The sequence below is a fragment of the Bradyrhizobium sp. UFLA05-108 genome (assembly GCF_059803455.1).
Map to the genome: position 1 here is coordinate 22,693 of NZ_JBANAZ010000077.1, position 18,398 is coordinate 41,090.

An 18,398-nucleotide genomic window follows, 5' to 3' on the forward strand; every position below is an offset into this window, starting at 1 on the left:
CGCCCCGGCCGCGATTATGCCTAACTTTTGGCTCCTGATGTGGTAGCTGGTATAGAATCTCGACGGGGTTGGGTACCCCGAGGGGTTCGAGACGGGGTTGGGCGGGTCGATTTGGGGATCTGATGGTTTCCGACGCAGCACGGGCCAAGAAGCTCTTGTCGCGCCGCCGTATTGGGCGGCCGGAAACGCTTTTGCTGTCTTTGGCCGCCGTGGCGCTGTCGGTCGGCGCGGTCGCCTGGATCGCCTACGGCAACGGCACCGCCTCTCTCGCGTCGGCCGCATTGCCACCTAGCGGCCCAACGACATCCTTTGAGGACCGATTCCAGCCCAGTTCGCCGCCGCGCGACGCCGGCTTGCGCTCCGTCGAACGCTCGGCGGTCAGCATGATCCAGCTCAAGCTCCGCGACGCCAAGGCCCTGCTCGCCCAGCAACTCGTCCGTGACGACTGGCGCTCGACCCTGACCGAGGACGACAAGCAGGTGGTCGAGGCGACGGCGCCGCCATTGTCATCGCAGAAGCCCGACGTCCCGATGCCCCGGTCGCGCCCGGTGCAGGCCGATCTCGCCTCCCAAGTCGCCTCCAGCCAGGCCTTCGCCGATTCCCTGCCGAAGGGCGACAACCGCAGCCTGCTGCAAAAATTCTCCGACATGTTCCCGGGCAAGGTCAGGCTTGCCTCGCTGACGCCCGACAGCGGCCTGTTCCGCCAGGGGCCTGACCTCGCCGCGCTCGGCTACAATTCGCAGACCGCGGTGTACGACATCTCGGCGAAGGCGGTGTACCTGCCGGGCGGCGTGGCGCTCGAAGCGCATTCCGGCATGGGCGCGATGATGGACGACCCTGACCATGTCGACCAGCGCATGGTCGGCGCGACCCCGCCGGCGACCTACGAGCTGAAGCCTCGCGAAAAGCTGTTCCATGGCGTGCGCGCACTGCGCATGACGCCGGTCGACGGGACCAGCGCCCTTGGCCGCGTCGGGCTGCTCACGCACAGCTACATGCTCGGGCCGCGCGGCGACTCCAATGGCTGCGTCTCGATCAAGTTCTACGATCGTTTCCTGAAGGCCTATGACGATGGCGAGATCAACCGTCTGATCGTGGTGCCGAACCTGAAGGGCGCCACGTCGGTGTCGCAGCGCGCATCGGCCTCGGACTCCTAAAAGTCTGAACAAACGGCGGGCGCTGCCGTTTTCCCTTCGTTAAGCCGTTTTCGTGCAGAAGCAGCCCATGACCGATCCAACCAGTTCCGACACCCCGCTGCGCACGACGTTCAAGATTCGCCTGAACGGTAACACGCTGGCGATCGCGACCGTCGGCCAGGCCTATCAATTCCTCACCAACTACAATTCGATGGAATGGATGGAATTCCGTTCGCTGCATGAGGAGGCGGTTGCCGCACTCGAAGGCGCCGCTGACAACGCGATGCTTGCCGTGCAGGCGACGAACACAGTGCGCGCGCTTTTCGTGAGCGCAAAGCTGCTCTGAATGGCGTCCTTCTCCACGTCGCCGTTGCCGTGCTCCACGTCGAAGCTGCCTTCGTGAGGCTCGGCAACGCTCGACCTAAAACAATCGATCTGCCAGGCGGTCGGTCTCCCAGGCCCTCAAGAATTCGACCTCGCGTGCGACCCACTTGACGGGTTCGCTGCCCCATTCCCGCGTGCGGCTTGCATACTCGCCCATCAGCCAGAAGTGCCTGACGATGACGAACGCATGCGCGGCCTCGAAATCGTCTGGAGCGATAGGGCGGATCGTCCGATAGCCATCGATGAAGACGTCCCACATGGTGTACAGCTTGCGGCCAAAGGACAGCTTCGCCCAGAGGAAGACCGACAGGTCGTACGCCAGATAGCCGGGACCGCCGTCGTCGAAATCGAAGAAGACCGCATCGCCGGCGTCGCTGATACGCGCATTGAAGCCGTGACAATCGCCGTGACAATGGGTCCAGGTCAGGTGATCCAACGTCTCGATCCGTTCGGCGGTTCTCGCTGCAATGGCCTCGAGATCGCCGATGTGCGCGCCTGCGATCTCCAGGATGTTGCTGTCGCGAATTCTCGCAAGCGGCCGGCGCAACAGATGATCGAGATCGAGTTTGTAAAGCGCAGCCGGAGCACTATGTGACTCCGCGGCGTTGTGCAGCTTCGCCAGGGTCACGCCGTTCGCGCGGGCATCGGCGGTGGATGTTGCCTCGGGCACGCGCCCCGCGAGCTCGCGAAAGAGTACGCCCTCCCGCACGCCTTCCGGGGCCTGTCCCTGTACGAAGAGAGAGCCTTCGCGCGTTTCAACGGGCGCGGCAACCGGCACGCCGGATCTGTCCAGGTGGACCAGGAAGTCCGTTTCGGTCCGCACATCGGCGGCGCCGCGCGCGCGATGATGCGACAGGCGAAACACATAGCGTTCATCGGTTGCCGTGACGATGAGGTAAACATCGTTGAACCCGCGATTGAGCATCCGGCACTGAAGCGGAGCGGGCAGGGCGTAACGTTCGGCGACGAAGCGCGCAACGGTCTCTGCCCGGGACGTGGTGTAGACTGGCTCGAAATCGACCAAAGGCGGTGCTCAGGATTGCGTGCCGATCCTAATGCGGAGCGGTCATCTGTGGAAGCAAGAGCCGCCTCGAAAAGGACGATGCTGCGCCCCGCGTAGACGGGGGTCCAGCATCTTCTCGAGCTCATTGGCGCGGGAATCGGCGATTAGCGCCTATCCTCACCACGACCATCATCGTCATCGCCAGAATCATGATCAGCGCTCGGACTGCTGCCGGTCGATGCGGGCAAAGGTCGCCGCGTCGTTGGTCATGCCGCTGCCCTTGGGGCCGAAATCTCCGGGAAATTCATTGCAATCCGCAGATCCAAAAGTCCGCCAGTCGCGTAGGGCGAGGAATAGTGCCCAGGACGCGCTCTCCGAGTGGCGTAACCCGCCGAGAAATTAACCGGCCATTAACCATCTCGGTCGCATCGTTAACCATTCAATAACAAGGACGAGTCGGCAGCCATGGAGGCAGCAGCAAGACCTCAACGCCAATTGGTGCGCCTGCGCGGCCGATCCTACGTCGCCTTCGTCTTCGTGCCGACGGTTCCGATCGTCGATTGGCTCCAGGAGATCGACGCCACGATCGCGCGCTCGCCGGGATTCTTTGCCGGCCGCCCGGTGGTGGTCGATCTGTCCTCGGTCGATCTCAGCCAGTCCGGCATCACGCATCTACTCGGAAGCCTCCAGGAGCGAAATATCCGCGTGCTCGGCCTCGAGGGGGTGGAGGAGGCGCGGCTGACGCCGAACATGCCCCCGCTGCTCTTGGGTGGACGTTCCTGCGGGCTCGAGCCGACCCCGCCGAAGAAGGTCGAGGTCACGAAGCAGCCGAGCTCACTGCTGCTCGAAAACCCCGTGCGGTCGGGCCAGACCGTGATCTTCCCCGAGGGCGACGTGACGATCCTGGGCTCGGTCGGCTCCGGGGCCGAGGTCGTCGCGGGCGGCTCCATCCATGTCTACGGCGCGCTGCGCGGGCGCGCCATGGCCGGCGTCAACGGCCACTCCTCCGCGCGTATCTATTGTCAGAAGATCGAGGCTGAACTGCTTGCAATTGATGGATTTTACCAGACTGCGGACGACATCGACGCCGCCTTGCGCGGCAAGCCGGCGCAGGCCTGGCTACAGGGCAATACCATGCGAATTACAGCACTGAACTGACCAGCAAGGGAGATATTTGAGATGAGTAAGGTACTGGTCGTGACATCAGGCAAGGGCGGGGTCGGCAAGACCACGACGACCGCAGCCTTGGGGGCAGCGCTGGCGCAGCGCGGCGACAAGGTCGTGGTCGTCGATTTCGACGTCGGCTTGCGCAACCTTGACCTCGTGATGGGCGCCGAGCGGCGCGTCGTGTTCGACCTCATCAACGTGGTGCAGGGAGTTGCGAAGCTCCCGCAGGCCCTGATCCGCGACAAGCGGTTGGAGAATCTCTGGCTGCTGCCGGCCTCCCAAACCCGCGACAAGGACGCGTTGACGGAGGAGGGCGTCCGCACGGTCATCGCCGATTTGCGCAGCCGGTTCGACTGGGTGATCTGCGACAGCCCTGCCGGCATCGAGCGCGGCGCCTCTATGGCGATGCGCTTCGCCGACGAGGCCGTGATCGTCACCAACCCCGAGGTCTCCTCGGTGCGCGACTCCGACCGCATCATCGGCATGCTCGACTCCAAGACGGTGCGCGCCGAGAAGGGCGAGCGCGTCGAAAAGCACGTCCTGATCACGCGCTACGATCCCTCGCGTGCCTTGCGCGGCGAGATGCTGAACATCGACGACATCCTCGAGATCCTCGCAACGCCGCTGCTCGGCATCATCCCGGAGAGCCAGGACGTGCTGAAGGCGTCCAACGTCGGTACGCCGGTGACGCTGTCCAATGCGGACGGCGCGCCAGCACGGGCCTACATGGATGCGGCGAAGCGGTTGTGCGGTGAAAACATCCGCATGACCGTGCCTTCGGAGAAGAAGGGCTTCATGGATCGCCTCCTGCGACGGAGGGCAGCATGAGCATGGGTCTGCTCCGGCTTCTTCGCGGCAACAAGGCCACTGCTCCCGTCGCGCGCGAGCGGTTGCAGATCCTGCTTGCGCATGAGCGCGGCCAGCGCGGCCAGCCCGATCTGCTCGGCGTGCTGCGCGAGGAAATCCTCGCGGTCGTCTCGAAACATGTCACGCTCGACCCGACCAAGGTGATCGTGCGGCTGGAGCGTGGCGACGAAGTCTCGACGCTCGAGGTCGACATCGAGGTGCCCAACGACATCGAGCGCAAGCGGGTGGCGGTCGGGTAGAGACCCGGCCGGGTCGTCTAACTTGGGGTGGATGAGAAGGCAGTCCGCTGGCGACAGCGGGCTGCCTTTGTTGCATTCGCAATGCCTGGCCATTCAAATTCCGGGGCGTGCCGATGTGATGTGACGCGCGGGAACCGGGCTCGCGCTCGACCGTTTGAGAGAGGCCGCGGCCGCATCGACGTCGCGGCTGCGACGCGTCAACCGGGAGAGCGCCCATGATGTCCGAGGTCCAGGTTCACACCATCGCACGTCAGATGCTCGAGAAGCATGGCTTTGCTGCGATTGCTCAGGCCGCACAGTTGGCGCAGGCCTGCGAGAACCGCGGCGAGGCCGAGGAGGCGAAGGAGTGGCGTCACATCGAGGACGCCATGAAGATCATGAAGGGCCCGCACCAGAGCTGAACGGGCGGCCGCGGCCTCAGTGCGCGTCCGGTTCAGTGCCCGGCGCCGGCGGCTTGTGCTGCGTCTGCGCCTGGCTGCTGTGCTCGCCGGTCTCCTTGCAGGGAAGCTGCGTCCAAGAGCCGTCCGGCGCCTGCTGATAGGCACTGCACGTTGACGCGGCCGATTTCTCTTCGGCCTGCTGGGTGTTGGAATTCCTGGCAAGCACGGGCGCGGTCAACGCGCCTGCGAGCACGCCTATTAGCACGATGTAGGCAGTCCGCATTGTGGGTCTCCTTGACGAAGCCGCCCGTATGCTTGCGAGGATTGTGACGATTGTTGGCCAAGGCCACCGGTTCCATCGCGGCATGGCTAACGTTGGCACGAGCGCCTCACTGCCCCGCGGGCTCGCGCCTTCCCGCGACACACCATCAGGCGAGGGCGTGTCCGTGCAGCCGACATCGTGCGTTTTCCTCAACTTGAAGGATTGGACGAAGGAGGGACCCGAAGTTCACCGGGCGCGCCGGCTGTGCTGTGAGATCATTATTTGGTGTGAATGAGCCCGGCGAGGTTGGTCTTCTGGGCTTCGCACCAGCCGCTCATTCCGAGCCGTCGCTGGTCGAGATCGGTTGATTGGGTCGCGACCGCGACCTCGGCCATGAGATCGTCGTCCTGCTTCTCGCCCATCTTGCCGCCGGTGTGCATGAAGGCGATGGCCTTGCGTACTTTCTCGGTCGTGCCGTCGGGCAGCTGCATATCCTGCGCTCGCTTCACCAGGTCCTGATAGACGAGATCGGTGCCGGGGCATTCGACCTTGGCGGCGAAGGCCTGCAGGACCATCGTCACATAGACCGATCGCGGCGCGGCCTGGGCGGGTGCAGCAATCAGAATCAAGCCCGCGATCAACCAACCATAGCGCATTCCAAAATCCTCCCTTTTTTTGAGAGGCTAGCGCTAGGGGCCCCGCCGCGCAATGGGGGTGGAAGATCACGCGCACTCGCGCGGGCCGTGAGGTCGGTACGCCTCACGCGAGGAATGCCGCCCCGTCATGCGATGGCGAATGCGGGTTGGCGATGCGTGACGAGCTAACCGGACCGTTGCCAGCTCGGAACGGGATCGAGCGGCGTCCGATAAACCTCGTTGTGATCGCGGTCGGTGACGCGCACGGCGCATCCCCTATGCTGAAGATCGGGATTCACCTGAGACAACTCGTTGGCCAGTTGCTCAGCGCGATCCGAGGCGACCTCGAGGTCTTCGAGGATAATACCGCCCTGGTTCTTGAACTCTTCACCAACCACGAGATCGAAGTAGTAGTAAGGCATCCGAGGTCCCCAAGTCTTGACTACAAAGTCTTGCGTACTCAAGTCCGACGACAAGTCTCACGCAGGAGATGGTACCACTGAGTCGATCTTTCCCGAACGAAGTGTCCGCGCAATCTCTGTGCTTATGGGGCAAAAATCATGTGCACCACGCGAGATCGTTAAGATTTTATTAAGTATGCGCGCGTCATGCTCGCAGCATGGAATTGCAACAGAACCGGGCTCCGGGAACCGGCAGTTGCAAGAGAAGGCCGGCGGCATAGATCCCGACGGCCTTTTCTCCTTCCGGTCACAGCACAAAAATTCGCAGGCCCGTAACCGCCCGGACTCAACGTCTCACGACGACTCAGACAGCGTCACCTCTGTTCGGCCTGCGCTCGCGCACGAGCGAGGCGAACGCGTAGATCAGAATCGCAAGCGGCGCGAACAGCACCAGCATCGCGAACAGCGTCATGACGTTGGCGACGAAGTCGTCCGAGACCTGCGGACCTGCGACCGTCGAAACGATCCGGCTTGCTGCTCCGATCAGCGCGAACAATCCGACGATCGCGAACAGAATGACCAGCGGCGTTGCCGCAAGCCATAGATTCGAAACGAAGCGTCTGATCGTCGGCATGGTTGTCAGCTCGAAGCGCATGTCCGGTCGGTGAGCGAACCGGTTCTGCGCTCTGGTCTCGGTGTGCCGTCGAAGGGTTCACGAGCCCGAGGCTAGTGCACCGGCATCGGCGGACGCACCACCGGTCCGTCGTCATCGGCGAGCTGCGAGGTGGAAGCAGGCGGTAGCGGCGACGGAACGGCAGCAGCTTGTGGTGGAGGTGCGACCGGCACTGGTGCGTAAGTTGGTGCATAGGTCGGAGCGGCGGCCATCGGCCTGGGTTTGCGCACAGGCGGCGCCGGCGGCCGCGGCGGCAGAGCCGAGAGCTTCGCGCGTGGATCGGCAATCCTGGCCTCAGCCGGCTTCGGCGGTGCGGCCTTCGCGATCTCGCGCGCGATCTGCTCCTGGCTCGCTTTCAGTTCGGCCATGTTGGCCTTGAGCTGCTCGATCTGCTGCGTCATCGCGGCGAGATCGCGCGTCATCGACTGGAGCGACTGCGCCGCGTCGGGCGCCGTCGTCGGCGGGCTCGTGTTGCCGTTGTCCTGCGCCTGAGCCGGAATTGGCGGCTGCGCGGCGGGTTGATCGGCCACCGTGGCCTGCTGTTCGGTTGTGGCCTGCTGTTCGGTTGACGCAGCCTGCTCCGTTGCCGGCGGTGTCGCTTGTGACGGCGAAGCGACCACGGTCGGCATCCATGCAGCAACCATCGCTTTTGCGGTATCGCCGTGGGTCTGCCAGGCGATGGCTGCGGCGGCGCTGCCTCCGGCAAACAGCAGGGTGACGAACGCGCTGCGAAGCCATCTGCCGACCGACGAGCGCTTGCGCGTGACGCGGAGATCGCTGGCGGCTGCGCGAACTGCGGTGTCGACTGACGGCGCCGCGGAGGAAATCTCTTTCATCAGATTGATCTTCAGATTGATCTTGGGCTCCGGACGCGTTGCGCTGTCAGGCACGAGCGTGGGCGTGGTCGCGGCCTTGTCCGGGCGCGCGGCGAGGACGATCTCGGGCGCGATATCGAGCGCGTCGTGCGGATCGTTATCCTTGACCGTGTCCTTCACGATTTCATCGACGATTTGCTTGCTGTTCAGCGTCGCGAGCATCGAAGCTCCTTAAACCTTGGTCGTCCGCATTCGCGCGAGCCGATGGAAAGAGATCAGTCGGTCCTCCACCCCCAGTGCGCACGAGTCCAGCCGGGTTTGACGAAAGCAAGGCGGCAGGAAGGAGAGTGTGGGGCTGCCCCCTTGCGGGCGTGCCGGCGGAACCCCTGGCTCCCGGACACTTGTCAGTTTTCCCGCCGTGCCGCCATTTTTTCAGCACGATTTGGGCAGCAGATGTAGAAGGTTGGGGGCGCAACCTGGGGCAGGCTGTGCAAAAATCCTCTATCGCAATACTGGTAGCCGCGTTGCTGCCACTGGGCGGTTGCATGCAGGCGACCCTGTCGCCGTCCAACAGCGCGAGCATGACGCCACGCGACCGTCAGTTGCTGGCGCATACGCCTTACGCGCAGGCGAACGTACCCGAGCAATATCTCCGCCATATCGTCGACTATTCGCGCAAGGAGCAGCCGGGCACGATCCTGGTCGATACCGACGCGCGCTATCTCTACTACGTTCTGCCCGATGGCAAGGCGATCCGCTACGGCGTAGCCGTCGGCGAGGAGGCGATGGCGTTCTCCGGCGTGGCACGGGTCGGCCGCATGGCCGCGTGGCCGGACTGGATCCCGACACCGGAGATCCAGGAGCGGCTTGGGCCCTATCCTTCGCGCGTTCCCGGTGGCGCGGCCAATCCGCTCGGTGCGCGGGCGCTTTACCTCTATGCCGGCAACAAGGACACGCTCTATCGCATCCACGGCACCAATCAGCCGGAATATATCGGCCAGGCGATCTCCTCCGGCTGCATCCGGATGCGCAACGAGGATGTGATCGACCTCTACGACCGGGTGAAGATGGGTTCGACCGTGGTGGTGCTGCCACCGGGACGGACGGCGCAAAGCGGGGCAGGAGACGGCTTGCGCGGGTAAGCAGGTAGCTGCGGAGATCGTTGAACTGGCGCGGGCTCGGCGAGCGTTGACCGGGCCCTTCTACGTTCTGGAACCGCAAAACGTGAAATGCCTCACAGCGGATGTGCTGCAGGTGAGCTATGCCTCACGCGCTAGCTGCCAACGGAGGCACCATGCAGAAATTCTTTTATGAATTGAACGAGCACGACCGCCGCATTGCGCGAAAGTGGCGGTGGGCAAGTGTCAGCTTTTACGGCTCGATTCTCGCAGGACTGATCCTGTACGTTGAATCCGGAGGTGAACTACGCTTCCGCCGATTCCGTGCCGCATGCAAAGGTCGCGAGCAGTTCGAGGCACTGAGCTTCGAGCGGCCTCGCTACTCGTCGGGCCGGGCGATCCGCCATTGCAGGGTCGTGGCGTTGCCATTGGTGTCGCCGGGCGCCTTGTCGGCGGGAGACGTGTAGAGCGGGCGATAGCGGTACGCCCACATCTTGCTGCCGTCATTGCGTGTGATCACGGTGAAGTCGCCGACCGCCTTGGCGTCGGTGGGCGCTGACAGCGGTGTCCAGATCTGGGGACATTTGCCGTCGCAGTTCGATGTCTTGCCGCTGGTGTCACGCTCATAATAATAAAGCGTCATACCTTTGAGATCGACGAGCTTTGGGCCTTGCTTGGTCAGGATCACGCGCGCCGGCGCGGTCGTGGCGTCGGGCTTTGGCGGCGGCGGAGCATCCGAGCCATGTCCGTTTGCGAGCGCCTGCCCGGAAAGGAGCAGTGCGGCTGCGGCCACCATGACGAACCTGAACATCCAAGGCCCCCGATCACAAAATTAATCGCGCGTTAAGCGCAGAATGGGGCGACGGTAACAGTCGAAAGTTAGTTCCAGGTTTCGCCGCGCTGCGACAAATGTGGGCACTGGTTGCAATCGGCGAGGATTTGCGGGAACTCTATCCCACGCGACATCCAAGCGGGGAGTTACGCCATGGCCTTTTCGCTCTACGACGCAACGGTTGCCAATTATCTCCAGATTCTGGGCGCGGTCGGCGGTTTCCTCGACAAGAGCCTGGTCCATTTCAAGGAGAAGGGCATCGATCCGGCCGAGGTCGTGGAGACGCGGCTTGCGCCGGACATGTGGCCGCTGCGCGCCCAGGTGGTGTCGGTCGCGCATCATTCGCGCGGCGCGCTCGCAGCGGCGAGGGACGGGGTGTTCGTCCCGCCGAGCATCAACCCCGATCACGACTACGCCTCGCTTCAGGCGCTGGTGACCGAGGCTCGCAACGAGATCTCCGCTCTGACACCCGAAGCCGTCGATGCTCTGGTCGGCCGCGATGTCACCTTCAAGGTCGGTGACCGCACGGTGCCCTTCACCGCGGAGGGTTTTCTGATGTCGTTCTCACTGCCGAACTTCTTTTTCCATGCGACCGCGACCTACGCCATCCTCCGTCACAAGGGCGCGCCGCTGGGAAAACGCGATTTCATTGGCCGGCTGAAGCTGAAGACGTGAGCGCACTCACGTCGGCGCCTCGCGCATCGGCGCGCGGCTAAGGTCATTGCCCGCGGCGATCGCCTTGCGCAGCAGCCGCATTAATTCATCGGCTTCCTTGTCGGTCAGGCCGCGGAGCATGATCCGCTGCGCCGCCTCGACTGCTGGTGTGATGGCACGCAGCGTCTTGCCTCCTTCGTCGGTGATCTCGAGTTCGCGCGCGCGCCGGTCGCGGCTGCTGGCGCGACGCTCGGCAAGGCCCTTCTGCACGAGGCGATCGATCACGCCGGTGATGGTCGTGCGGTCGTACGCGATCAGGCCTGCCAACGTCACCTGGTCGAGCCCGGGATTGGCCTTGATGGTCGCGAGCGCCGCATATTGCACAGGCGTGAGGTCGAAGCCTGCGTCCTCCACCTCGGCGAGGAATACCGCCACGGCAATCTGCTGAAAGCGACGGGCCAGATGGCCGGGCATGTCGTTGTTGTCTTTCACCGGACGCTCCTCGGATGACGGGCATTGACAAGTATACTGATAGTCAGTATACTGATCAATACTGAAGAAGGACCTAACGCGGTCCACTTAACGCGCAACAGGGGAGGAGCAGGTCTCATGCAGTTCCATCTCAATGGATTTTTGGCCGGCGACCCCGATATCGCCGACCCGGCAGAGCGCATTCAGGCCTCCGGCGCGGCCGGCTCCGTTCCGGACGAGGTCGACGTTTTGATCGTTGGTTGCGGCCCGGCAGGACTCACGCTCGCGGCGCAGCTCGCCGCGTTTCCCGACATCAAGACCTGCATCGTCGAGCAGAAGCCCAGTCGCCTTCTCGTCGGCCAGGCCGACGGCATCGCCTGCCGCACCATGGAAATGTTCCACGCCTACGGCTTTGCCGAGCGCGTGCTGAAGGAGGCCTATTGGGTCAACGAGACGACGTTCTGGAAACCCGACGGCAAGCACAGCGCAAACATCGTGCGCAGCGGCCGGGTGCAGGACGTCGAGGATGGGCTATCCGAATTTCCGCATGTCATCCTGAACCAGGCGCGCGTGCATGACGGCTTTCTCGACGTCATGCGCAAGTCGCCAGCCAAGCTCGAGCCGCACTACGCACGGCGTCTGATCGATCTCCATGTCGACCCCGCGGCGCGCTTCGAAGATCATGCGGTGACGGTGAGGTTGGAGAGGATCGATCCGGCTCACGAGGGTGGGATCGAAACCGTGAAGGCGCGCTATGTCGTCGGCTGCGATGGCGCGCGCTCCGGCGTGCGCAAATCCATCGGCCGTGAGTTGCACGGCGATTCCGCCAACCACGCCTGGGGCGTGATGGACGTGCTCGCGGTGACCGACTTTCCCGACATTCGGTTCAAGGCACTGATCCAGTCGGCCAACGACGGCAGCATCATCGTGATTCCACGGGAGGGAGGCTATCTCGTGCGCCTCTATGTCGAGCTGACGACGCTCGATATCGGCGAGCGTGTTGCGAACCGCAAAATCACCTCCGACGATTTGATCGCGAAGGCGCGCCGCATTCTCAATCCCTACACGCTCGAGGTGAGGGAGATCGCCTGGTGGTCGGTCTACGAGATCGGTCAGCGCCTGACAGACAAGTTCGACGATGTGCCGGAGGCGGAGACCGCGACGCGGCTGCCTCGCGTCTTCATCGCTGGCGATGCCTGCCACACTCACAGCCCGAAGGCGGGGCAGGGCATGAACGTCTCGATGCAGGACGCTTTCAATCTGGGCTGGAAGCTTGCCGCCGTGCTGCGCAAGCAGTGCGCACCGCACCTTCTGCACAGCTATTCGAGCGAACGTCAGGCGGTGGCAAAAGAGCTGATCGAGTTCGATCGCGAGTGGGCGACGATCCTGGCCTCGGCCAAGGGCGACGGCAAGGCCGCGGATGCAGCCAAGACCCAGGACTACTTTGTCCGCCACGGGCGCTACACCGCGGGGACAGCAACGCATTATCGGCCGGGGCTCCTGACCGGTAACACCACACATCAGCATCTGGCCAGCGGTCTCGTGATAGGCAAGCGTTTTCATTCCGCACCGGCGATCCGCCTTGCCGATGCAAAGCCCGTTCACCTCGGCCACGTCGCCAGGGCGGACGGCCGCTGGCGCATTTTTGCGTTTGCGGGCGCGGGCGACCCCGCGGCGGGCGACGGAGCGATTGCCTCGTTCTGCGATTTCCTGAGCCAGGGACGGGAGTCCCCGGTGCGACGCTATACGCCGGTAGATGCGGATATCGACTCCGTGATCGATGTACGCGCGGTGTTCCAGCAGGATCATCGCGAGCTCATCATCGGCGCGATGCCGCCACTGCTTCTGCCGGCGAAGGGGCGGTACGGACTTCGCGACTACGAAAAGATGTTCTGCCCCGATCTCAAGAGCGGTCACGATATCTTTGCCATGCGCGGGATCGGTCGCAATGCAGGATGCATGGTCGTGGTGCGGCCGGACCAATACGTCGCACATGTGCTGCCCCTCGATGCGTATGCAGAGCTGGCGGCATTCTTCGACAGCTTCATGTTGCAAGTGAATTGAGGGTCGCGCGATGAATGGCGGATGAATATTGAACCCGTCTGCCATCGGCCTCTTCATCTTTCGGCCAGTTCGACGCGGTGGCGCGGAACGCTCGCTCCGCTCGAACGTTCCTGCTCGCATGAGGAGGATCACGCTATGAAGCTTAGACTTGCGTTTGCCGCAGCCATGCTGCTCGCGCCGACCGCCGCACTCGCGGCGCCCGGCATCGTCACTGCGTCCGTCGGGTTGAGGGCGGGGCCGGGTCCCGGCTTTCCGATGGTCGATCGCATTCCCGGAGGCTCCCGCGTCAATGTCCACGGCTGCCTTGACGGCAAGGCCTGGTGCGACGTGAGCTGGTCGAACGACCGCGGCTGGGTGTCGTCGCAATATCTCGAATATCTCTACCGCAACCACTACGTCTATCTGCCCGACTATGTCGACGAGGTCGACGTGCCGGTGGTGCCGTTCGCGCTGAGCTCGTACTGGTCGAGCTACTATGCCGGCCGGCCCTGGTATCACCGCCGCGACTACTGGGCGAACTACTGGACATCGCATGAGCGCAATGCGACGCGGATGACGCTCGATCCGCGAGCCGCGCGCATCGGGCGAGCCGCGACGCGCGAAGGTGCGATCGCGGTCGGAGGCGGGCGCGCCGGCGAAGCCGCGCGTGTGACGCGCGAGCAATCGCAGGCTCGCGAGATCCGCGGTCGCCCGGCGGATGCACAGGCGCGGATGACGCATGAGAACGCGGTACGTGCGACGCACGAGAATGCGCGCGCCGCTGCCCATGAGAACGCTCGCGCCGCGGCCCGCGTGCAGCCAATGGCGCGCCCTCAGCCGCAGAATGCGCGCAGTCACGAGGCGCCGCGCGTCTCGGCGGCGCCCGCGGCACGTCCCGCGATGCCGCACGTCGCGCAGCCCAATGTCAGTCATGGCGCGCCGATGAACGCGCATGCGCAGATGCCGGCTCCGCGCGCAGCAGCGCCCGCGACACCCCATGTCGGTGGTGGTGGTGGCGGCGGTGCGCCGCATATCAATGCCGCGCCGCATGGCGGCGGTGCGCCCGCCGGCGGCCCTCCGGGCCGTGAGCGGCACTAACAAGAGCGAAAGCCCGGCCAAGAGCCGGGCTTTTCCTTTCCGGCCTGCACAATTTGAGGCAATTACGCAGAGGTAGATTTCATCGAACGTAACAACTTCACCGGATGCTCCCTTTGTCCACTCGGGGCAAGGGGCTTACGGGAGGATGACGATGAGACAGCCAGGCCATTCGGAGACGCGCCGGCAAAATGTCGCGATGAAGTCGATGTCGAAGGAGGCGAAGCAGCTCGCGCGTGTGATCGCCGGCTATCGCGGCTCGCTTCTCGATCTCGACCAGCAGCGGACGAGGACGAAATTGTCCGACGCCGAAAAGGGTATTTTGGACGAGCGGCGCAACAATTTGCTTGTGACGATTGCAGCATTGGAAGACCGCCTCTCGGCGGTGCAAGGATTGATCGACCTCGGCCGGCCGCACGTCATTCGCGTGCATTGACCGCCGCCAGCGCGTCCGACATCCATGACGTGATGGTTTCGCGTGCCGCGGCGGCGGTCGCGAGGCTGCACGATGCTCTGGACGGCACCAAATTGCCATGCTCCCGGCGAATTGCCGCCAAAGCCCGCTGGCACGTGAGAAGCGGGAGCAGGGGACGTGCGATGGGGACGACAGTGGCTTACAAGATGGTCGCAGAACGCGACAATGAGACGTATAGGTTCGAGCGTGAGAGCCGGCTCGTGATCGTGGCGAAGGCGCGCGTGTGGGCGAGCGAAGGCTGGCAGGTCGTGATAACCGACCAGGATGGCAAGGCCTACGCGCCGGCCGAATTCGAGGCGTTGCTGGCGGCCTGACCGGCCGCTTGATGGGGACAGGGGACAATTTTGACGTCATCTGATCGATCGGGGCGCGGGCTAATCGCGCCCCTGTTTGGCGTGGCCGCAGCAGTCCTGCTGACCGCGACCATTGCGCGCGCGCAAAATCTCGACGAGGGCAAGCCGCCGCAAAAACTGTTTGCCGATGGCTGCGCGAGCTGCCACCGCAGCCCGCGCGGTCTCGCCAAGGGGCGCTTCAGCTTCACGCTCTATTGGTTCCTGAAGGACCATTATGCGAGCAGCGCGGATTCGGCGAAGGCGCTCGCCGCCTATCTGGAGAGTGTCGACAGCCCGCCCGCGGGAAAGTCGCGCGCGGCGGCGAAATCGTCGAAGCCCACCGGTGCACCTCGGTCGTCGCTGCGACCGCCAGCGTCAGTGCCGCAGAGGTAACGAGTTACGCGGCTACCCGCTCAGCTCGTGCGCACTTTCGAAGCTCTGGCCGCCTGCGGCTGTTTCGCGGAGCCTCGCGCATCGCGCGCAACGGTGTGCCGGGCCGAGCGTGCGGCCGCGAGCTTCCTCGCAGCAATCTTTTTGTGCGGCTTCGCCTCAGCCGTGGCCTGCCTGGAGGTCGCGCCGCCCCGGCGAGACACATATTCCTGGCCGTCGATAGGGCCAACATGCGGCGGATCGTGGTCGAGATAGGGCCGGCCGATGCCGAGCGCCTTGCCGTTGGCATCGACCCACTTCCATAGCAGTTCGGTGGAGACCCAACGCTGCGCGCGGTTCTCGCCCTTGACGCTCACGATATCGGCGGCGAGCCCATGGCCATAACCGCCACGGGTGCTGCCGCCATGATACGACCGGTTGGAGGCGGCTTTCAGGCCGCTCGCGATCGATTGACGATAGTCGTCGCGGAAGGCGCTGGTAATGCCGGGCTCGAGACCGGCCGCCTGCGCGGCGTGAAGCGCGTGGAACAGCTTGAGCTTGAAGCTGCGGTCCATGCCGCCGATCACGTAATCCATCAGCGACATGCCGGCCTTGTCCGCGGCCTTCGGATCCTTCCAGGCAAAATCCTCGTCGACCAGCTTGGTGAACGTCCTCATGACCGTCACCATCTTGCCGCGACGCTTCACCGTCACGCTACGGCGCTCCTCCTCCTTGATCGAATCCTCCTTGGGCGTGCGCTGATAGAGCGCCCAGAGATAGCGGTCGATGCAGACGTCGACGACGAGGCATTCGTCGGCGACTTCGAGCGGATCCGGACCTTCGCGCGTGACGGCTGTCGCGTCGGTCGAGACGGGCTCCGCGCTCGCTGCGGCGAGTGGCGGCGTCTCCGCAGGCAGCACATCCGTCGGATCTGCGGAAGCAAGCTTGACGGTCGGCTCGTGCGTCTCCGTGGCGGTGATGCGCTCCGGCGTGCTTGAACTTGCGGGCTGCGGCGCTGTTTCCGCCGGCAGCATCTGTGCTGGATCGGCCGATGCAAGCTTGACGATGGGATCCGATGCGGTCGCGGCTGGCACCACGTCGGTCGTCGTCGTGCTCACCGCCGGCAGTGCGATCGTCGGCACGTCGATCACGGCGACGGGCTCGCTCACGGTCGCAGCGCGCGGGACGTCGGCAGGTTCGCCGCGCGCGGCGAGAGCAGGTGCGGAAGAGTCTGCAGCGACGTTGGCGCTGCTATTCTGGATTGCCCCAGGGGCGACTGTGGTGAGCCAAAGTGCAAAGGAGCCCGCGAGTACCGCCACGGGGCACGACACCGCCACGATGAGAGAGCGCTGATCGTTCATCATCCCAGCCTCCAAAGGCTCCCGCCGGAACCCGATTGCAACAGCCAAGCATGCGACGCAGCAATTGTTCGGGCGATGATATGGCGGCGCAATGGCACAAAAGACGGTTGCGGAGCTTTTCAGCGTGAGTGTGTCCCGGTGGACACGCGCGGGTTCCCTGCAGTTCCCATACGCCTCGCTGAGCGTCGCACGATCACGACGCTGAAAACAAAAAGGCCGCCCAACGGGCGGCCTTTGAAGTCATAAGCGCAGAGCCAATCAAAGTAGGTACCGCAAAGCCAGCCCCGGGATTCTCAAAATCGGCACGAGCTGAAACATTCTGCCCGGTCGCGTCGACCTTAATAGAAAATTGTTTCGCGCGAAATGAGGAACTATGACTTCGCTTAATGCAAACCCTTAACGCGCGATGCAGCGTGAAAAGTCATGACTGGAGCGCGCCCGGCCAGGCCGATATGCAGATAGTGCCAAGGCGCGCCAGCATCGCGCACCATTACCGGCTCTACTTTCCCGGCGGCGTGTAAGCGGCGGCGAGGCGCGAGGCCTTTTCCGCGACCGACTTGAACTCGCCCATCTTCCAGGCGCGCACCGTTTCGATTTTCGCGATCGCACCGCTCGCAGCAGCCGCCATGCCGACCGCGATGGCATCGGAGCCGTCGGGCATATCCGTGATGATCACGGCATCATGCGCGCCGGTGGTCATGAACGCGCCAAGCAACTTGCCGCCGGCCTTCTCGACCAGCGTGTTGACGACCTCGGTGCGGTCCGTCGGCTTTTCGACAAGTCCCTTCACGCCCGTGTTCGAATAGGAGACGTAGGTGATGAACAATGGCATCGTTCCCTCCGTTGGGTGACTGAGCGCACGATCAGCTTTTTGAAAAAGGCGCCCGCAAGGGCGAGGATCAAGCCTGCCGACGGCATGCAAGCTGCCTGAAAAACGAAGCGGACTTCGGCACGTCCAGTGTGGCGGCAGCGAGGGACTATAGTCCCTTTTTCCCACGCGACAATGCGTTCACCTCGTGCAAGCGCGGTTGGGCTCTTGCGAAAGGTATCATCTTGGTGGAGCAATTGATGAGTATCGCTTTCGCTCCATCCACCTCCAAATTAAATCTTCCAAATCAACTCCTGCAAGTCGCATCCTCCAGGTCAAATCGCGCACATGCTCGTCATCTCCATTCAAAGTCAGGTCGTTCACGGCCATGTCGGCAACTCGGCCGCCGTCTATCCCATGCAGGCGGAGGGCGTGAATGTCGCGGCGGTGCCGACGACATTGCTGTCGAACCACCCGCGCTATCCGACGCTGCGCGGCCGCGTGCTGGACGCGGATCTGGTGGCCGATCTCCTGCTCGGCGTCGAGGAGCGGGGCCTGATCGAGCGGGGAAGCGTCCTTCTCACGGGCTATCTCGGCTCGCCTGCAAATGCAGAGGTCATCGCCGATTTCGTCGAGCGCGCGCGGCGACGAAATCCAAAGCTTATCTATCTCTGCGACCCCGTGATCGGGGACGACGGCAAGGTCTACGTCGCGGACGGCATTTTGGATGTGATCCGCAAGCGGCTCGTGCCGTCTGCGACCATCATCACGCCGAACCAGTTCGAGCTGGAACTGCTGTCCGGTATTGCAGTGAAGGATGCGTCCAGCCTGCTGGCCGCGAGCGTCGCCCTCGCGGCGCAGGGCCCCCGAGGCGTCAT

Annotated in this window: 24 protein-coding genes; 14 read left to right on the plus strand and 10 right to left on the minus strand. The window is 63.9% G+C overall.

What is annotated here, in order from left to right; all coding sequences use genetic code 11:
* Positions 1 to 122: 122 nt before the first annotated feature.
* Positions 123 to 1,157 carry a DUF2778 domain-containing protein gene (locus SO140_RS37870; protein WP_449382134.1) on the plus strand — a complete coding sequence of 345 codons (1,035 nt, stop codon included), beginning with the start codon at positions 123 to 125 and terminating at the stop codon, positions 1,155 to 1,157.
* Positions 1,158 to 1,224: 67 nt separating this feature from the next.
* On the plus strand, positions 1,225 to 1,482 hold the full coding sequence (locus SO140_RS37875) for a hypothetical protein (RefSeq protein WP_449382133.1): 258 nt from the start codon (positions 1,225 to 1,227) through the stop codon (positions 1,480 to 1,482).
* A gap of 75 nt (positions 1,483 to 1,557) precedes the next feature.
* On the opposite strand, the gene SO140_RS37880 is transcribed toward SO140_RS37875, so the two are convergent.
* Positions 1,558 to 2,544 (minus strand): phosphotransferase enzyme family protein, encoded by a 987-nt coding sequence (locus tag SO140_RS37880; protein WP_449382132.1) that lies wholly within the window; start codon positions 2,542 to 2,544, stop codon positions 1,558 to 1,560.
* Positions 2,545 to 2,988: 444 nt separating this feature from the next.
* On the opposite strand from SO140_RS37880, the gene minC reads away from it, so the two are divergent.
* The 4 genes from minC to SO140_RS37900 all read left to right on the plus strand — a co-directional run bounded on the left by minC (position 2,989) and on the right by SO140_RS37900 (position 5,197).
* On the plus strand, positions 2,989 to 3,681 hold the full coding sequence (gene minC / locus SO140_RS37885; RefSeq protein WP_498543845.1) for a septum site-determining protein MinC: 693 nt from the start codon (positions 2,989 to 2,991) through the stop codon (positions 3,679 to 3,681).
* 21 nt (positions 3,682 to 3,702) lie between these two features.
* A complete protein-coding gene (minD, locus tag SO140_RS37890; protein WP_449382130.1) occupies positions 3,703 to 4,518 on the plus strand; it encodes a septum site-determining protein MinD in 816 nt (271 codons plus the stop codon).
* Positions 4,515 to 4,796, plus strand: a complete 282-nt coding sequence (gene minE / locus SO140_RS37895) for a cell division topological specificity factor MinE (RefSeq protein ID WP_449382129.1) — start codon at positions 4,515 to 4,517, stop codon at positions 4,794 to 4,796. The genes minD and minE overlap by 4 nt, the downstream gene beginning before the upstream one ends.
* Before the next feature lie 215 nt (positions 4,797 to 5,011).
* Positions 5,012 to 5,197: a hypothetical protein gene (locus tag SO140_RS37900; RefSeq protein WP_498543846.1), complete on the plus strand. Its 186-nt coding sequence runs from the start codon at positions 5,012 to 5,014 to the stop codon at positions 5,195 to 5,197.
* Between the two features lie 16 nt (positions 5,198 to 5,213).
* Here the strand turns inward: SO140_RS37900 and SO140_RS37905 are convergent, their stop codons facing one another.
* From SO140_RS37905 to SO140_RS37925, 5 genes are all read right to left on the minus strand, one after another.
* Positions 5,214 to 5,459 carry a hypothetical protein gene (locus SO140_RS37905; protein ID WP_449382127.1) on the minus strand — a complete coding sequence of 82 codons (246 nt, stop codon included), beginning with the start codon at positions 5,457 to 5,459 and terminating at the stop codon, positions 5,214 to 5,216.
* A gap of 257 nt (positions 5,460 to 5,716) precedes the next feature.
* Positions 5,717 to 6,094, minus strand: a complete 378-nt coding sequence (locus tag SO140_RS37910; RefSeq protein WP_498543847.1) for a hypothetical protein — start codon at positions 6,092 to 6,094, stop codon at positions 5,717 to 5,719.
* Positions 6,095 to 6,258: 164 nt separating this feature from the next.
* Entirely contained in the window at positions 6,259 to 6,495 is a 237-nt protein-coding gene (locus SO140_RS37915; protein WP_449382125.1) for a DUF6894 family protein, read from the minus strand.
* 343 nt (positions 6,496 to 6,838) lie between these two features.
* The gene (locus tag SO140_RS37920) at positions 6,839 to 7,108 is read right to left on the minus strand and encodes a hypothetical protein (RefSeq protein ID WP_498543848.1); all 270 of its coding nucleotides are present in this window, start codon (positions 7,106 to 7,108) and stop codon (positions 6,839 to 6,841) included.
* Between the two features lie 92 nt (positions 7,109 to 7,200).
* Positions 7,201 to 8,184, minus strand: a complete 984-nt coding sequence (locus SO140_RS37925; RefSeq protein WP_449382123.1) for a hypothetical protein — start codon at positions 8,182 to 8,184, stop codon at positions 7,201 to 7,203.
* A gap of 323 nt (positions 8,185 to 8,507) precedes the next feature.
* Between SO140_RS37925 and SO140_RS37930 the strand changes: the two genes are divergently transcribed.
* Positions 8,508 to 9,104: a L,D-transpeptidase gene (locus SO140_RS37930; protein ID WP_449382122.1), complete on the plus strand. Its 597-nt coding sequence runs from the start codon at positions 8,508 to 8,510 to the stop codon at positions 9,102 to 9,104.
* A 355-nt stretch (positions 9,105 to 9,459) separates the two neighbouring features.
* Here SO140_RS37930 and SO140_RS37935 read toward each other — a convergent pair whose 3' ends face one another.
* Entirely contained in the window at positions 9,460 to 9,891 is a 432-nt protein-coding gene (locus SO140_RS37935; protein ID WP_498543849.1) for a COG4315 family predicted lipoprotein, read from the minus strand.
* A gap of 174 nt (positions 9,892 to 10,065) precedes the next feature.
* On the opposite strand from SO140_RS37935, the gene SO140_RS37940 reads away from it, so the two are divergent.
* On the plus strand, positions 10,066 to 10,587 hold the full coding sequence (locus SO140_RS37940) for a DUF1993 domain-containing protein (RefSeq protein ID WP_449382119.1): 522 nt from the start codon (positions 10,066 to 10,068) through the stop codon (positions 10,585 to 10,587).
* A 6-nt stretch (positions 10,588 to 10,593) separates the two neighbouring features.
* On the opposite strand, the gene SO140_RS37945 is transcribed toward SO140_RS37940, so the two are convergent.
* A complete protein-coding gene (locus SO140_RS37945) occupies positions 10,594 to 11,058 on the minus strand; it encodes a MarR family winged helix-turn-helix transcriptional regulator (RefSeq protein WP_449382118.1) in 465 nt (154 codons plus the stop codon).
* Positions 11,059 to 11,175: 117 nt separating this feature from the next.
* On the opposite strand from SO140_RS37945, the gene SO140_RS37950 reads away from it, so the two are divergent.
* The 5 genes from SO140_RS37950 (at position 11,176) to SO140_RS37970 (ending at position 15,375) form a co-directional block, all read left to right on the plus strand.
* Positions 11,176 to 13,101: an FAD-binding monooxygenase gene (locus SO140_RS37950; RefSeq protein ID WP_498541050.1), complete on the plus strand. Its 1,926-nt coding sequence runs from the start codon at positions 11,176 to 11,178 to the stop codon at positions 13,099 to 13,101.
* A gap of 135 nt (positions 13,102 to 13,236) precedes the next feature.
* Entirely contained in the window at positions 13,237 to 14,178 is a 942-nt protein-coding gene (locus SO140_RS37955) for an SH3 domain-containing protein (protein WP_474797170.1), read from the plus strand.
* Between the two features lie 151 nt (positions 14,179 to 14,329).
* Positions 14,330 to 14,611: a hypothetical protein gene (locus tag SO140_RS37960; protein ID WP_474797172.1), complete on the plus strand. Its 282-nt coding sequence runs from the start codon at positions 14,330 to 14,332 to the stop codon at positions 14,609 to 14,611.
* 161 nt (positions 14,612 to 14,772) lie between these two features.
* Positions 14,773 to 14,964 (plus strand): hypothetical protein, encoded by a 192-nt coding sequence (locus tag SO140_RS37965; protein WP_474797175.1) that lies wholly within the window; start codon positions 14,773 to 14,775, stop codon positions 14,962 to 14,964.
* 30 nt (positions 14,965 to 14,994) lie between these two features.
* Entirely contained in the window at positions 14,995 to 15,375 is a 381-nt protein-coding gene (locus SO140_RS37970; protein ID WP_449382116.1) for a hypothetical protein, read from the plus strand.
* Positions 15,376 to 15,395: 20 nt separating this feature from the next.
* On the opposite strand, the gene SO140_RS37975 is transcribed toward SO140_RS37970, so the two are convergent.
* Both SO140_RS37975 and SO140_RS37980 read right to left on the minus strand, forming a co-directional pair.
* The gene (locus SO140_RS37975) at positions 15,396 to 16,712 is read right to left on the minus strand and encodes a hypothetical protein (protein ID WP_449382155.1); all 1,317 of its coding nucleotides are present in this window, start codon (positions 16,710 to 16,712) and stop codon (positions 15,396 to 15,398) included.
* 499 nt (positions 16,713 to 17,211) lie between these two features.
* A complete protein-coding gene (locus SO140_RS37980; RefSeq protein ID WP_449382115.1) occupies positions 17,212 to 17,544 on the minus strand; it encodes a GYD domain-containing protein in 333 nt (110 codons plus the stop codon).
* Between the two features lie 324 nt (positions 17,545 to 17,868).
* Between SO140_RS37980 and pdxY the strand changes: the two genes are divergently transcribed.
* On the plus strand, positions 17,869 to 18,398 hold a 530-nt coding region (gene pdxY / locus SO140_RS37985; RefSeq protein ID WP_498543850.1), incomplete at its 3' end, for a pyridoxal kinase.

Coding starts and splice junctions, on each gene's coding strand:
- SO140_RS37955 (WP_474797170.1), top strand. CDS start 13,237: ATGAAGCTTAGACTTGCGTTTGCCGCAGCCATGCTGCTCGCGCCGACC.
- minE (WP_449382129.1), top strand. CDS start 4,515: ATGAGCATGGGTCTGCTCCGGCTTCTTCGCGGCAACAAGGCCACTGCT.
- SO140_RS37965 (WP_474797175.1), top strand. CDS start 14,773: ATGGGGACGACAGTGGCTTACAAGATGGTCGCAGAACGCGACAATGAG.
- SO140_RS37930 (WP_449382122.1), top strand. CDS start 8,508: ATGCAGGCGACCCTGTCGCCGTCCAACAGCGCGAGCATGACGCCACGC.
- SO140_RS37975 (WP_449382155.1), bottom strand. CDS start 16,712: ATGAACGATCAGCGCTCTCTCATCGTGGCGGTGTCGTGCCCCGTGGCG.
- minD (WP_449382130.1), top strand. CDS start 3,703: ATGAGTAAGGTACTGGTCGTGACATCAGGCAAGGGCGGGGTCGGCAAG.
- SO140_RS37875 (WP_449382133.1), top strand. CDS start 1,225: ATGACCGATCCAACCAGTTCCGACACCCCGCTGCGCACGACGTTCAAG.
- SO140_RS37920 (WP_498543848.1), bottom strand. CDS start 7,108: ATGCCGACGATCAGACGCTTCGTTTCGAATCTATGGCTTGCGGCAACG.
- SO140_RS37925 (WP_449382123.1), bottom strand. CDS start 8,184: ATGCTCGCGACGCTGAACAGCAAGCAAATCGTCGATGAAATCGTGAAG.
- SO140_RS37960 (WP_474797172.1), top strand. CDS start 14,330: ATGAGACAGCCAGGCCATTCGGAGACGCGCCGGCAAAATGTCGCGATG.
- SO140_RS37870 (WP_449382134.1), top strand. CDS start 123: ATGGTTTCCGACGCAGCACGGGCCAAGAAGCTCTTGTCGCGCCGCCGT.
- SO140_RS37905 (WP_449382127.1), bottom strand. CDS start 5,459: ATGCGGACTGCCTACATCGTGCTAATAGGCGTGCTCGCAGGCGCGTTG.
- SO140_RS37915 (WP_449382125.1), bottom strand. CDS start 6,495: ATGCCTTACTACTACTTCGATCTCGTGGTTGGTGAAGAGTTCAAGAAC.
- SO140_RS37910 (WP_498543847.1), bottom strand. CDS start 6,094: ATGCGCTATGGTTGGTTGATCGCGGGCTTGATTCTGATTGCTGCACCC.
- SO140_RS37900 (WP_498543846.1), top strand. CDS start 5,012: ATGATGTCCGAGGTCCAGGTTCACACCATCGCACGTCAGATGCTCGAG.
- SO140_RS37950 (WP_498541050.1), top strand. CDS start 11,176: ATGCAGTTCCATCTCAATGGATTTTTGGCCGGCGACCCCGATATCGCC.
- SO140_RS37980 (WP_449382115.1), bottom strand. CDS start 17,544: ATGCCATTGTTCATCACCTACGTCTCCTATTCGAACACGGGCGTGAAG.
- SO140_RS37935 (WP_498543849.1), bottom strand. CDS start 9,891: ATGTTCAGGTTCGTCATGGTGGCCGCAGCCGCACTGCTCCTTTCCGGG.
- SO140_RS37940 (WP_449382119.1), top strand. CDS start 10,066: ATGGCCTTTTCGCTCTACGACGCAACGGTTGCCAATTATCTCCAGATT.
- minC (WP_498543845.1), top strand. CDS start 2,989: ATGGAGGCAGCAGCAAGACCTCAACGCCAATTGGTGCGCCTGCGCGGC.